This is a genomic window from Geobacter sp. (genome assembly GCF_027327745.1).
Lineage (GTDB): Bacteria > Desulfobacterota > Desulfuromonadia > Geobacterales > Geobacteraceae > Geobacter.
In genome coordinates, this window is the sequence record NZ_DAHVYG010000062.1 from 50,619 (window position 1) to 62,792 (window position 12,174).

The 12,174-nt window shown below is 56.4% G+C and carries 20 protein-coding genes, 2 tRNA genes and 1 pseudogene; 21 read left to right on the forward strand and 2 right to left on the reverse strand.

The window, feature by feature from the left end:
* Positions 1-20 precede the first annotated feature (20 nt).
* Genes M6689_RS12080 through rsmA form a run of 4 tightly spaced genes read left to right on the forward strand, consistent with a single transcriptional unit; the run spans position 21 to position 3,495 of the window.
* On the forward strand, positions 21-290 hold the full coding sequence (locus tag M6689_RS12080; RefSeq protein WP_298272050.1) for a hypothetical protein: 270 nt from the start codon (positions 21-23) through the stop codon (positions 288-290).
* Between the two features lie 33 nt (positions 291-323).
* Positions 324-1,646 carry a PhoH family protein gene (locus M6689_RS12085; protein WP_298272052.1) on the forward strand — a complete coding sequence of 441 codons (1,323 nt, stop codon included), beginning with the start codon at positions 324-326 and terminating at the stop codon, positions 1,644-1,646.
* Positions 1,646-2,671, forward strand: a complete 1,026-nt coding sequence (tsaD, locus tag M6689_RS12090; RefSeq protein WP_298272055.1) for a tRNA (adenosine(37)-N6)-threonylcarbamoyltransferase complex transferase subunit TsaD — start codon at positions 1,646-1,648, stop codon at positions 2,669-2,671. Before M6689_RS12085 ends, tsaD begins: the two co-directional genes overlap by 1 nt.
* Positions 2,668-3,495, forward strand: coding sequence for a 16S rRNA (adenine(1518)-N(6)/adenine(1519)-N(6))-dimethyltransferase RsmA (gene rsmA / locus M6689_RS12095; protein WP_298272058.1), 828 nt, complete (start codon positions 2,668-2,670; stop codon positions 3,493-3,495). The genes tsaD and rsmA overlap by 4 nt, the downstream gene beginning before the upstream one ends.
* Positions 3,496-3,557: 62 nt before the next feature.
* On the opposite strand, the gene M6689_RS12100 is transcribed toward rsmA, so the two are convergent.
* Positions 3,558-4,055: a MucR family transcriptional regulator gene (locus tag M6689_RS12100; protein ID WP_298272061.1), complete on the reverse strand. Its 498-nt coding sequence runs from the start codon at positions 4,053-4,055 to the stop codon at positions 3,558-3,560.
* A gap of 174 nt (positions 4,056-4,229) precedes the next feature.
* Here M6689_RS12100 and M6689_RS12105 point away from each other — a divergent pair, with 174 nt between their 5' ends.
* The 6 genes from M6689_RS12105 (at position 4,230) to M6689_RS12130 (ending at position 7,201) form a co-directional block, all read left to right on the forward strand.
* On the forward strand, positions 4,230-4,433 hold the full coding sequence (locus M6689_RS12105) for a ferredoxin family protein (RefSeq protein ID WP_298272063.1): 204 nt from the start codon (positions 4,230-4,232) through the stop codon (positions 4,431-4,433).
* 79 nt (positions 4,434-4,512) lie between these two features.
* On the forward strand, positions 4,513-5,586 hold the full coding sequence (locus tag M6689_RS12110; RefSeq protein ID WP_298272066.1) for a 3-methyl-2-oxobutanoate dehydrogenase subunit VorB: 1,074 nt from the start codon (positions 4,513-4,515) through the stop codon (positions 5,584-5,586).
* A 14-nt stretch (positions 5,587-5,600) separates the two neighbouring features.
* On the forward strand, positions 5,601-6,353 hold the full coding sequence (locus tag M6689_RS12115) for a thiamine pyrophosphate-dependent enzyme (RefSeq protein ID WP_298272069.1): 753 nt from the start codon (positions 5,601-5,603) through the stop codon (positions 6,351-6,353).
* A gap of 12 nt (positions 6,354-6,365) precedes the next feature.
* On the forward strand, positions 6,366-6,902 hold the full coding sequence (locus M6689_RS12120) for a 2-oxoacid:acceptor oxidoreductase family protein (protein ID WP_298272072.1): 537 nt from the start codon (positions 6,366-6,368) through the stop codon (positions 6,900-6,902).
* A gap of 78 nt (positions 6,903-6,980) precedes the next feature.
* Positions 6,981-7,055: transfer RNA gene (locus M6689_RS12125), tRNA-Gln, on the forward strand.
* A 71-nt stretch (positions 7,056-7,126) separates the two neighbouring features.
* Positions 7,127-7,201, forward strand: a tRNA-Glu gene (locus M6689_RS12130).
* 1 nt (position 7,202) lies between these two features.
* Here the strand turns inward: M6689_RS12130 and M6689_RS12135 are convergent.
* On the reverse strand, positions 7,203-7,484 hold the full coding sequence (locus M6689_RS12135; protein ID WP_298272075.1) for a hypothetical protein: 282 nt from the start codon (positions 7,482-7,484) through the stop codon (positions 7,203-7,205).
* A 156-nt stretch (positions 7,485-7,640) separates the two neighbouring features.
* Here M6689_RS12135 and M6689_RS12140 point away from each other — a divergent pair, with 156 nt between their 5' ends.
* The 11 genes and pseudogenes from M6689_RS12140 to M6689_RS12180 all read left to right on the forward strand — a co-directional run.
* Positions 7,641-7,934 (forward strand): hypothetical protein, encoded by a 294-nt coding sequence (locus M6689_RS12140; protein WP_298272078.1) that lies wholly within the window; start codon positions 7,641-7,643, stop codon positions 7,932-7,934.
* Positions 7,935-8,036: 102 nt separating this feature from the next.
* Positions 8,037-8,330 carry a nucleotidyltransferase family protein gene (locus tag M6689_RS12145; protein WP_298272080.1) on the forward strand — a complete coding sequence of 98 codons (294 nt, stop codon included), beginning with the start codon at positions 8,037-8,039 and terminating at the stop codon, positions 8,328-8,330.
* Between the two features lie 135 nt (positions 8,331-8,465).
* Positions 8,466-8,654 carry a DUF86 domain-containing protein gene (locus M6689_RS16315; RefSeq protein ID WP_366949747.1) on the forward strand — a complete coding sequence of 63 codons (189 nt, stop codon included), beginning with the start codon at positions 8,466-8,468 and terminating at the stop codon, positions 8,652-8,654.
* 69 nt (positions 8,655-8,723) lie between these two features.
* On the forward strand, positions 8,724-8,993 hold the full coding sequence (locus tag M6689_RS12150) for a hypothetical protein (protein WP_298272082.1): 270 nt from the start codon (positions 8,724-8,726) through the stop codon (positions 8,991-8,993).
* Positions 8,994-9,118: 125 nt separating this feature from the next.
* Positions 9,119-9,508 carry a nucleotidyltransferase family protein gene (locus tag M6689_RS12155; RefSeq protein ID WP_298272086.1) on the forward strand — a complete coding sequence of 130 codons (390 nt, stop codon included), beginning with the start codon at positions 9,119-9,121 and terminating at the stop codon, positions 9,506-9,508.
* A gap of 122 nt (positions 9,509-9,630) precedes the next feature.
* Complete coding sequence (locus tag M6689_RS16320) at positions 9,631-9,831, forward strand: type II toxin-antitoxin system RelE/ParE family toxin (RefSeq protein WP_366949748.1); 201 nt, start codon at positions 9,631-9,633, stop codon at positions 9,829-9,831.
* Positions 9,832-10,018: 187 nt separating this feature from the next.
* Complete coding sequence (locus M6689_RS12160) at positions 10,019-10,333, forward strand: hypothetical protein (RefSeq protein WP_298272089.1); 315 nt, start codon at positions 10,019-10,021, stop codon at positions 10,331-10,333.
* Between the two features lie 121 nt (positions 10,334-10,454).
* Positions 10,455-10,844 carry a nucleotidyltransferase domain-containing protein gene (locus M6689_RS12165; RefSeq protein WP_298272092.1) on the forward strand — a complete coding sequence of 130 codons (390 nt, stop codon included), beginning with the start codon at positions 10,455-10,457 and terminating at the stop codon, positions 10,842-10,844.
* The gene (locus tag M6689_RS12170) at positions 10,844-11,260 is read left to right on the forward strand and encodes a DUF86 domain-containing protein (RefSeq protein WP_298272094.1); all 417 of its coding nucleotides are present in this window, start codon (positions 10,844-10,846) and stop codon (positions 11,258-11,260) included. Before M6689_RS12165 ends, M6689_RS12170 begins: the two co-directional genes overlap by 1 nt.
* Positions 11,261-11,395: 135 nt before the next feature.
* Positions 11,396-11,707: a hypothetical protein gene (locus tag M6689_RS12175; protein ID WP_298272097.1), complete on the forward strand. Its 312-nt coding sequence runs from the start codon at positions 11,396-11,398 to the stop codon at positions 11,705-11,707.
* A 110-nt stretch (positions 11,708-11,817) separates the two neighbouring features.
* Positions 11,818-12,087 (forward strand): annotated as a pseudogene (locus M6689_RS12180) (hypothetical protein); the annotation flags it as partial.
* Positions 12,088-12,174 lie beyond the last annotated feature (87 nt).

Genomic DNA, 12,174 nt, shown 5'->3' on the forward strand with positions numbered 1-12,174 from the left:
GTTTGCTTTGGGAGATCACTATGAAAACGTGGATTTTGGGAATGCTTTTCCTCGTGATGATCGTCTTTGCCGGCTGCTCGCTCCCACCGGAAAAGCCGGTGACCAAGGACGAACTCTACGCCACCGGGATCTACAACTTCTATACCGTCAAGGAGTCGCCCGAGAGTGTGCTGGCCGCCCTCAACCGGGAAGGGGAGGTTATTCTCGACGCCAAGTACCGCGACCGGCCGGTCTTCATCAAGATTCTCGCACTTTCGTCCGGGCTCCAGATACACGTCATCGACAAGTAGCAATTCAATTCATTCCACGGTGGAAACGAACCCATGACCAAGAATTTCATCCTCGACACCAATGTGCTTCTCTATGATCCCCAGGCGCTGTTCAAGTTCAAGGAACACAATATCATCGTTCCGATAACGGTCATCGAAGAGGTGGACCGCTTCAAGAAGGACATGAACGAGACCGGTCGCAACGCCCGGCAGGTTTCACGTTACCTCGACGACATGCGCAAGGAGGGGACGCTCTCGGCCGGCATCGCTCTTGAGAGCGGCGGGGTCCTGCGCGTCGAGATGTACGAAGAGAAATTCATGAAAAATCTCCCCCCCGAGCTGCGGGAGGAGCGGGGGGACAACCGGATCCTCGCCGTTGCCATGCGCGTGAAGGAACAGGACAGCGCAAGCCCCGTCATCTTCGTCACCAAGGATACGAACCTCCGGATCAAGGCGGATGCGCTCGGTCTCACCGCGGAGGATTACGAATCGGACAAGGTCGACATCCAGGAGCTTTATTCCGGCTGCTCGGAGATCGAGGTGGCGCCGGAGCTTGTGGACCGTTTCCATGGGCAGGGATGGGTGACGGTCGAGGGAGGCGCGTTCTACCCGAACCAGTGCGTAACCCTGCGGGACGAGGCCAATCCGTCCCATGCCGCATTGGGGAAATTCCGGGCCGACGACGGGAAGATCATCCCTCTGCACAAGGTTGCGAAGGATGGGATCTGGAGCATCCTGCCGCGGAACCGCGAGCAGGCTTTTGCCTTCGATCTCCTTCTGGACGATTCGGTGAAGCTGGTGACCCTCGTCGGCAAGGCGGGGACCGGCAAGACGCTGCTGGCCATTGCCGCCGGTCTTCACAAGACCGCCGAGGAAAATGTCTACAACCGGCTCCTGGTCTCCCGTCCCGTCTTCCCCATGGGGCGGGACCTGGGATTCCTCCCGGGCGATATCGAGGAAAAGCTCGCTCCCTGGATGCAGCCGATATTCGACAACGTGGAACTCCTCCTCTCCGGGCACGAGGCCGAAAAGCGCCACAGCAAGGGGTACAAGGAGCTGATGGCCATGGGGATCATGGAAATCGAGCCGCTGACCTACATCCGCGGTCGCTCGATCCCGCTGCAGTACATGATCGTCGACGAGGCTCAGAACCTCACCCCCCACGAGATCAAGACCATCATCACCCGGGCGGGAGAGGGGACGAAGATCGTCCTCACCGGCGACCCTTACCAGATCGACAACCCCTACGTCGATTCCTCCTCCAACGGCCTGACTTATGTGGTCGAGCGGTTCAAGGAGCAGTCCATCTCCGGGCACGTCACCATGACCAAGGGGGAACGCTCCGAACTGGCGGAGCTGGCGGCGAATCTGCTGTAATGCTTCTGTTATCCATAGAAACATCCTGCGACGAAACCGCGGCGGCGGTGGTCCGCGACGGGAGGACGATCCTGTCCAACGTGGTCGCCACCCAGGTCAAGGACCATGCCGAGTACGGCGGCGTCGTCCCCGAGATCGCGTCCCGCAAGCATCTCGAACTGATACCGGTGGTGATCGCCGAGGCCCTGCGCGCTGCCGCCGTCCCGATCGACGGGATCGAGGGGGTCGCGGTGACCCAGGGGCCCGGTCTTGCCGGCGCGCTCCTCGTCGGTATTTCCGTTGCCAAGGCGATCGCCTTTGCGCGGGGGGTGCCGATTGTTGGCGTCAACCATATCGAGGGGCACCTTTCGGCCATCTTCCTCGAACGCCCGGTGGAGTTTCCCTTTGTCGCCCTCGCCGTTTCCGGCGGCCATACCCACCTCTACCGCGTGGATGGCATCGGCCGGTACGCGACCCTCGGCCAGACCCTGGATGACGCGGCCGGGGAGGCCTTCGACAAGGTCGCCAAGCTGCTGGGGCTTCCCTATCCGGGCGGCGTCGAGGTCGACCGTCTCGCCGCCTCGGGCGATCCGGAACGGATTCCGTTCCCCCGGCCGCTCTTCCATGACGGGAGTTACAACTTCAGCTTCAGCGGGCTGAAGACGGCGGTCCTTACCCACCTGAAGAAGCATCCCGATTTCTCTTCCGGGCAGAATCTGCGCGACATCTGCGCCTCATTCCAGCGTGCCGTCTGCGACGTGCTCGTGGCCAAGACCTTCCAGGCGGCGCAAGACGCGGGCGTCGAGCGGGTTGTGATGGCAGGCGGGGTCGCATGCAACAGCGCGCTGCGCCGGGCGATGGGAGAGGCCGCCGCGCGAAAGGGGATGGAGCTTTCGATCCCCTCGCCGGTTCTCTGCAGCGACAATGCGGCCATGATCGCCGTCCCCGGGGACTATTACCTGGTCCGGGGGATCCGGGGCGATCTCTCCCTCGACGCCCTGGTTTCGTGGCCCCTCGACACCCTGAAGGCGAGGTTTGCATCATGAGGGGGGAGGGGATTCGCGCCAGAAAATCGCTCGGCCAGAATTTCCTTACGGACCGCAACGTCCTGTCGCGTATTGCCGGTCTGGTCTCAGCCGGCCCCGGGGACTGCATTCTCGAAATAGGTCCCGGCAAGGGTGCCCTTACCGCATTTCTCGTCTCGGGGGGGGCGCGGCTCGTGGCGGTCGAACTCGACACCCGTCTCGTCCCGCTTCTCAGGGAGACGTACCGCGACAATCCGAGGGTCGAGATCGTCCAGGGCGACATTCTGGAACTCGATCTCCCCGGGTTGCTGACCCGCTATGAAGAGGGACCCTGGCAGGTCGCCGCCAATCTGCCATACAATATTTCAACCCCCGTCCTGTTTCTCCTCCTGGAAAATCGGCGCTTCTTCTCCCGTCTCGTTCTCATGCTGCAGAAGGAAGTGGGAGACCGATTGGCGGCGGTTCCGGGGAGCAAGGACTACGGGGTCCTCTCGGTTCTTTTCCAGCTTCACTTTGATGTCGTGCGCGAGCTGATCGTGCGACCCGGCTCATTCCACCCTGTGCCGAAGGTCGATTCTGCGGTCCTGAGCTTCGTCCCCCTGGAGACCCCGCGGGTCGAGGTGGGAGATGAGGCGTTTTTCAGCCGTGTGGTGAAGGGGGCGTTTGCGATGCGGCGCAAGACCCTGTGGAACTGTCTGCGGGGGGCGGGGTTGGGAGTCACGGAAGAAGGTATTGCCGCGGCGCTCGCCCACTGCGGCATTGCGGCCGGAAGGCGCGGCGAGACGCTTGGTCTTGAAGAATTTGCGTGTCTTGCGAATGCACTGCTGGCCAGAAGGGGCGAATAGGAAAAGCCGTCCCCGCTGACGAACAGGGACGGCTTTTCTCTCAATGCATATCCGCGAACGGCCTAAGCCTTCTTCTTGCGAACCGCCTTTGGTTTTGCCGGTTTCTCGGTCGTGGCGGCCTTCTTTTCCTGGATCTTTGCCATCCGCACGGCACGTGCCTTGGCCAGATTCTCGGCAAGGCCCCGGTCGCGGGCCATCTGCTTCCGGGCCTCGGAGAATTTCCTGGCGGTGAGCGGTTGGGTGCTCGGGATGCCGAACTGTTTCCGGTACTCGCCCGGCTTCATATCGTGCACCTGGGCCAGGTGACGGGTAAGGGTTTTCATCCCCCCCTTGCCGCAGATCATGCAGACGACCTGGTCGGCCTGGAAAGCCTTCTTGAGCGTAACAACCGGCCCTTTTGCCTCCTCTGCCGGAGCGGCTTCGGCAGCTCCAGCTTCAAGCCCCTGCAGGGTGGAGAAAACTTTCTGGATCTCCTGGACCAGTTCGTCGGTCGAGAGCTCTGACACAGCGGCGTGGGATGATACAATGCTTGCTGTCAACTCCAGTAATGTTGATGCCATTTAGTCCTCCTTTGATAATAACAACACGATAGACAACGATTGCTTATATTTAACGGTATAACCTCATAAAATCAAGTGGGAAATGCATTTTTTTGCAATTGACGCACTGACTGTTGTTTTGTTACGGTTGAGCAGCGGCTGTATATGGCAACTTTTCTGAGAGGAAGTTCACCAATGGCGCGTATCAAGATAGATGAATCACGGTGCAAGGGATGCGGTCTCTGTACGCTTGCGTGTTCGCGCAAGCTCATCGTCATGGGTAGCACCATCAATAAGCAGGGCTATGTCTCGGCGCTCATGACGAGCCAGGAACAGTGTACCGGCTGCGCTCTCTGTGCCGAGATGTGTCCTGACGTTGCCATAGCCGTCTTTAAGTAATCGTAGCGGGATCTGTTACTGATCCCGGCTCGGCACGGGGGGATGCTCCCCTCCACAGATTGACAGTCCGGAGGCTCTTTTGACAAAGCGTCTGTTTATAAAAGGCAACGAAGCCCTGGCGATGGCTGCCATAGAGGCCGGATGCCGTTATTATTTCGGTTATCCGATCACCCCCCAGAGTGACATTCCCGAGTACATGTCCCGGGAACTCCCCCCGTTGGGGGGTGAGTTCGTTCAGGCCGAGAGCGAGATCGCCTCGATCAACATGCTTCTCGGTGCCTCGGCCACCGGGGCGCGGGCCATGACCTCCTCGTCCAGTCCCGGCATCTCCCTCAAGCAGGAGGGTATTTCCTACATGGCCGGGGCAGAACTGCCGGGTGTGATCGTCAATATCTGCCGCTCCGGTCCGGGACTAGGCGGCATCGACGCATCCCAGGCCGACTATTTCCAGGCGGTGAAGGGGGGAGGCCACGGCGGATACCATATCATCGTTCTGGCCCCCTCGTCGGTGCAGGAGATGTACGACCTGACCATGCTCGCCTTCGATCTCTCCGACCTCTACCGGATCCCGGCAATGATCTTGGGCGATTCCGTTGTCGGACAAATGAAGGAGTCGTTCGTCCCCCATCCGCGCCCCCTGCGGGGTCTTCCCCCCAAGGAGTGGGTCGTAAGAGGGAGAGAGAAGGGGGAGCAGCGGGTCGTGAAGTCGCTCTACCTTGGTGACGGAGAGCTTGAGGCCCACAACTGGAAACTCCACTCCCGCTACGCTGAGCTGAAGGAGAAGGAATCCCGCTGGGAAGAATTCATGCTCGATGACGCCGAGCTCGTCGTCACGGCCTTCGGCTCGGCCGCCCGCATTGCCAAGAGCGCCGTTATGGCCGCCCGGGACAAGGGACTCAACGTGGGACTGCTCCGCCCCATAACCCTCTTTCCCTTTCCGGAGAAGGCCTTTCGCGACGCAACGCAGCGGTGCCGGAAGGTGCTCGCCATCGAACTCAACGCCGGCCAGATGGTGGAGGACGTCCGCCTGTCGGTGGCCCGCGACGCGGAAGTCTTCTTCTACGGGAGACCCCCGGGGGCCGGCTCTCTGCCGACCCCTGAGGAGTTGCTGGTGCAGATTGAGAAATATTGCCAGGTTGGAAGTGATAGGTGAGAGGTGAGGTTCCCATGCAACAGGTCTTCAAGAAACCGGTCAGCCTCAAGGATGTTCAGACCCATTTCTGCCCGGGTTGCCATCATGGCACGTTCCACCGGCTCGTCGCCGAGGCGATGGACGAATCCGGCGTCCAGGGGCGCACCATCGGCGTCGCGTCAGTGGGCTGTTCCGTCTTTCTTTACGGCTATTTCGACATCGACGTGGTCGAAGCTCCCCATGGCCGGGCGCCGGCGGTTGCCACGGGGGTAAAGCGTGCCCGGCCCGATTCCTTCGTCTTCACCTACCAGGGCGATGGCGATCTCGCCGCCATCGGCACGGCGGAGATCATTCACGCGGCGAACCGCGGCGAGGACATCACCGTCATCTTCGTCAACAACACCACCTATGGCATGACCGGCGGACAGATGGCACCCACCACACTTGTAGGGCAGAAGACCTCCACCTCTCCTTTCGGCCGAAATGCTGCCAAGGACGGTTCCCCGATCCGGATGGCAGAGCTCCTCTCCCAGCTCGAAGGTGTCGCCTTTTCGGCCCGGGTCGCGGTCAACAACCCCAGGAATCTCATGGACGCCAAAAAGCAGATTAAAAAGGCGTTTCGCTATCAGGCCGAAGGAAAGGGTTTTTCGTTCATCGAAGCGCTTTCCTCGTGCCCGACCAACTGGGGTATGGATCCACTGACCGCCAACGGGCGGGTAGGGACGGAAATGTGCGGCTATTTCCCGCTGGGGGTTTTCAAGGACACCGCGAACTTTGAGGTGAGGTGACGGGAGCTATTCATGCGTTATGACGTCTTCATAGCGGGTTTCGGAGGGCAGGGGATCCTCATGGCAGGCAACCTGCTCGGTTATGCGGCAATCATCGAGGGGAAAAATGTCTCGTTTCTTCCCTCCTATGGGGTAGAGAAGCGTGGTGGCGCAGCCATGTGCACCGTCGTTATCGCCGATGGCGAAGTCGGTTCACCGGTGGTCGGCAATCCGTCGGTGGCCCTCATACTCAATCAGACCTCTTTCGACAAGTTCGCCGCCAGGGTCAAGTCCGGTGGGCTTTGCATCGTTAACAGCTCGCTGGTCGACTCCACCGGTCTTTCCCGCACCGATGTCGAGGTGATTTCTATCCCGATGAACGAGATCGCCATAGAGCTCGGCGACCCGCGGATGGTCAACATGGTGGCCGTCGGCGCCTATGCCGCCAAAACCGGCGCTGTAGCCACCGTTACGTTCGAAGAGGCACTCCGCCGGACGCTGCCGGAACGCAACCGCCGGTTCATTCCGGCCAACATCAGGGCGATTGCCGCCGGCGCCCAGCGGGTCTGAACGATCTGATATTTTTCTCCTGTGAAGCAATTAAATTCTTGACCCGACAAAGCCCGTGTGGTACAAAGTCCTTCTCGTTGGGGTGTAGCCAAGCGGTAAGGCACCGGATTTTGATTCCGGCATTCCAAGGTTCGAATCCTTGCACCCCAGCCAGGTATTTCGACGAAGAAGGTAGTTGGTGGTGGGGATACGATCGCTCCTTTCTCGTTCAGGAAAGTTTCTACGGTCCCATCGTCTAGTGGTTAGGACACCGGCCTTTCACGTCGGTAACAGGGGTTCAAGTCCCCTTGGGATCACCATCTAAAAAAGCAGCAGCCTTTTACGGGCTGCTGCTTTTTTGCTTTCAGGCGGGAATTCTGCCCGTCGGCATGAGGCGTTAAGGCTTTCACCGTGGATTTCCATGTTTTGCATCTGCACTGTCGGTTGAGCTTCCGTTTCTTTGATGGCATTCCGATAAGGGAAGTCCCTATGGCTTATTGAGCGGCAGCGTGCTATATAAATTTCATCCTCCGGCTGGAAACCAAGGTTGACGGCATCGCAGCCGACCTTGCCGCCCACCGGGCCGACACCGAGACCCATCACGGTGTGTATCGGGTGAAGGAAGGGTTGGTTTGGCGGGGCAAAAGGTGTCTCTCATGAGGCCTTGGGGAAAGTTAGTCAACAAATTAACAACGTCCCCTGAAGGTGCCCTGAAGGTGCCCTGAAGGTGCCCCACATGTCCTTGGAGGTTAATATTTCATGAATAACGATTCGATCAAAAGAATTGAGGAGCTGTTTAAACACCATATTGGAGTTCTTTCCGAAGACTTTCAGTACAAGCTCGACCTTGTAGTTGAAGGGCAGCAGATGCTGGCAGAGAGGCTGGAGTTGACCAGGACTGAGTTGAAAGATGAAATCCGGAAGGTCGACCAGAGGCTGACCATGGTTGAAGCCCGGCTTGAGCAGAAGATCGACGCTGTTGCCGTCGACCTTACCGCCCACCGGGCGGATACCGAGGCACATCATGGAGTGTATCGGGTGAAGGAAGGGTAGGCTTTGGAGAGAGGGGGAACTGGCTCAGTCCTCTTCTGAAACCCGAGAGAGCGAAGATGCGGTAGAATCCGGGGAGTGTCTATTGGTGCAGGGAGATACATAATGGCCCGTCTGATCGAAATCTTACGACAAAACAGAGAAGAAATTCTCGCCATTTCAAGTAAGTATCATGCCGATAATGTCCGGTTGTTCGGTTCTGTGGCTCGCGGAGACGAACGACTGGAGAGTGATATCGATTTCTTGGTCGACTTTCAACCAGGTTCCACGCTCTTCGACCAGATTTCCCTTATCGAAGCTCTTTCAAGCAAACTGGGTCGCAAGGTTGATGTGGTAAGTTCCCGGGCTTTAAACCGGCATTTAGCACAAAAAATCCAGCAAGAGGCCGTGAAACTATGAAAGACAAATCTGTCTATATTGCCACGGCACTGGAATGCATCGACTTGATCAAGGATTACACCTCTGGCTACACACTGGAAAGCATTTCTTGATGATCGAAAAACCCAGGATGCTGTCGTCCGGAATCTTGAAGTCATTGGGCAGGCCCTTAAAAATTACGGTATTGATATACTCACTGAGAAGAAGCCCCATATACCTTGGTCGCAGATTGCCGGTATGCGGAATATTTTGGCTCATGATTATCTGGGCGTCGACATGGTCATGATTTGGGATACTCTACAGTTGCACCTCAATGATTTGCAGCAGGCTCTTGAGGGCTGTTAAAGTGCTGCTCTCCGCGTCTTGGGTGAGCGTCAGCAAGAGGGAAAGACGTAACACCTTGAGGAGGCAACGATGCAAAAAGATAATTTAGAAATACTTCTTGAAGATATCCGTAGCAAACTTGATCTTGTCCTGGAAGGGCATGCCGCACTGGACAAGAAAATCGACGACAGGTTCGATGCCTTGAATGAAAAGATTGATCTGAACAGCTTCAAAATTGATATCTTAAGCGGGAGGGTCGACAAGCTGGAAACCAAGGTGGACGGTATCGCGGCTGACCTTGCCGCCCACCGGGCGGATACCGAGGCGCATCATGGGGTGTATCGGGTGAAGGAAGGGTAGGTTCGGCGGGGCAGGTGTCTCTCTTGTGACCTTGTGGGGAAGTTAGTCAACAAATAAACAACGTCCCCGGAGCGGACGCAGAAAGTGCCTGTCCCCCGGGAACAGGCAGTGGAGAGAGTCAGGAGTTGCAAACTGACACTGTAGACATCTTGAAGGTGGCACTCGGGGGTGAACCGCTGCTGGAACTGGCTGTCCTGATAGGGAGCCGGGCGACGGGCCGACCCGGCCCGGAGAGCGACTGGGACATCGCCATCCAGTGGGAGCGGGGAGTTCTCCCTCTCGAACGGTTGGGGCTGACCGAAACCCTGCGCAGGCGGCTGGCCTCCCTTCTTGGCGTAACGGAAGCCGCCATTGATCTGATCGACCTTCCCCTGGCGCGTCTGGCCATGCGTGCCGTGATCGCGGAGGAGGGGATACCGCTTAAAGGGGAAGATGGACTTCCCTGGCAGCATTTCCTCAGACGAACGTGGCGTGACCTGGAAGAATATTACTGGGAGCAGACCTATGCGGCTTGACCTGTATCAGGCTGAAACGGCATTCATTGCCCAGCAGCAGACGGCCCTGCTGGACGAGGCACGTGCGATTCTGCTTGTTGCGGAATACATTGAAAGAGATTCTCCCTTTTGCAAGGGCTGTAGTGACAAAAGTCATAGGCGTCACCAGACATCTGTCGGAGTTTCCCTTTTCCGGGCGCGTAGTGCCGGAGCTGAAGGACCATGCGATAAGGGAACATTTTGTTTTCAGTTACAGGATCATTTATCGTGTTAAGGGGGAATCCGTAACGGTTATTGCGGTCATCCATGACAAAAGACTTTTGGTGCGGGAAACAGGGGATTGACAAGTGTTGGGGCTAACGCTGAATTCCGAAGCGCATTATGGGGTGTATCGGGTGAGGGAAGGGTAGGAATTGGATGTGTGTCGAGCGGAGAAGAATGAAAAGGAAATTTGGGGGACAAGTTAACGACGTCCTCTTGTGGGTTCTTTGTGGGTTCCCCCCATCCCCTGAAAATGCCAGGAGATAATCAATGCGAAAGGAAAGTCTGGAAATTTTGCTCGAAGATATACGTAGCAAGTTTGATCTGGTCCTGGAAGGCCATGAAGTGCTTCGCGGCGAGATTCGCGAGCTTGGCCGCAAGACGGACGAACGCTTTGATCTGGTTGACCTCAAGATTGATACGTTGAACAAGAAGATTGACGAAGTGGATGAACGGTTAAACAAGAAGATTGATGAAGTGGAAGAGAAGCTCGGCAAGAAGATCGACGCTGTTGCCGTCGACCTTGCCGCTCATCGGGCGGATACCGAGGCGCATCACGGGGTGTATCGGGTGAAGGAAGGGTAGGAATCGAAAGTGGTTCATTGTCTCGCAGGATTGTCGAGCGGAGAATGAAAAGGGGATTTGGGGGAGTTAGTAAACAAGTTAACAACGTCCCCTGAAAGTGCCCTGAAAGGGGGGACATGATATGGAACACTTGCAAACCGAACTTGCTCCGATTTTCGACAAATATCATGAAGAGATTGTCGCCGCCTACCTTTTCGGTTCAGCTGCCAAGGGGCAGAGATCGCCTTCAAGTGATATCGATATAGCGGTGCTGATGCGCAAAAGGGACAACATAAGCGGAGCAACCCTGAAATTTCGCTTGTATGCAGACCTGTGCCGAAAACTGAAAAGAAACGATATCGACCTGGTTTTGCTTGACCTGTCAGGCAATCTTATATTGAATGATGAGATCATCAGGCATGGAAAGGTTCTTTACGTGACCGATCAGGATGCACAAGAAGAATTTGAGCTGAAGGTGCTCCACAGGTGCACAGACTTTAAGTTTCAGCGTCAATACGCCATGGGGGTCTAGTGGAGCGGATACTGCAGAAGATAGGGCGGATCAACGAACACCTTTTGATAATCCGTTCCATCGAGGATGATTGCAGCCGCAGATTTGCTGCTGATCCGCTGTATCGCGGAGCTTTGCTCCATTATCTCTATCTGCTTTCCGATAGCTGTATCGTGCTGGCTGAGTTGGTAATCAAGCATAAAGGGTTGCGAATACCCCAGTCTTATGCGGAGTCGTTCGATATTCTCGGTGAGAACAAGGTGCTTGATGCGGACTTTGCTTATCGTTTCGCAAGCATTGCCGGGTTCAGAAATTTTTTGGCTCACGATTATGAAAAGATTGATCAGGAAGTAATCTGTGGTCAGATAATGAACAGTCTGACTGATGTTGATGTATTTCTCCAACAGATTCGTAAGTCATTGGGATTGACTGGTTGACCAGGATGGAGTGCCCTGCTCGCGACTGCGACGTGGCACGGGATTTGATGGTAGTCCCCCTTTTTTCTCAACGTACTGGTGAGGTGTCTTTTCTTTAGGGAAGAGGGAAAGACGTAACACCTTGAGGAGGCAACGATGCAAAAAGATAATTTAGAAATACTTCTTGAAGATATCCGTAGCAAATTTGATCTTGTCCTGGAAGGGCATGCCGCACTGGACAAGAAAATCGACGACAGGTTTGATGCCTTGAATGAAAAGATTGATCTGAACAGTTTCAAAATTGATATCCTAAGCGGGAGGGTCGACAAGCTGGAAACCAAGGTCGACAAGCTGGAAACCAAAGTCGACAAGCTGGAAACCAAGGTGGACGGTATCGCGGCTGACCTTGCCGCCCACCGGGCGGATACCGAGGCGCATCATGGGGTGTATCGGGTGAAGGAAGGGTAGGGTTGGGGGCAAACGACGTCCCTCGTGACCCTGTGGGGAAGTTAGTCAACAAATTGACAATGTCCCTTTGTGGGTTCCAACGTCCCCTGAAGGCGCCCAAGGAGATAGCAATGCAGAAAGACAATCTGGGAATACCGCTTGAAGATATCAGAAGCAAGTTTGATCTGGTTCTTGAAGGCCACGAAGTGCTTCGCAGCGAGATTCGCGAGCTTGCCCGCAAGACAGATGAGCGCTTTAATCTCGTTGATCTCAAGATTGATACGTTGAACAAGAAGATTGACGAAGTGGATGAGAAGCTCGGCAAGAAGATCGATGCCGTTGCCGCCGACCTTTCGGCCCACCGGGCCGATACCGAGGCGCACCATGGGGTGTATCGGGTGAACCCCACGAACAGGATGTTGCAAAAGTCATCCACGACCTTTTGCAACGACGAACTCGCAGAAATGAATTCTGCGAGTTCTCACAAT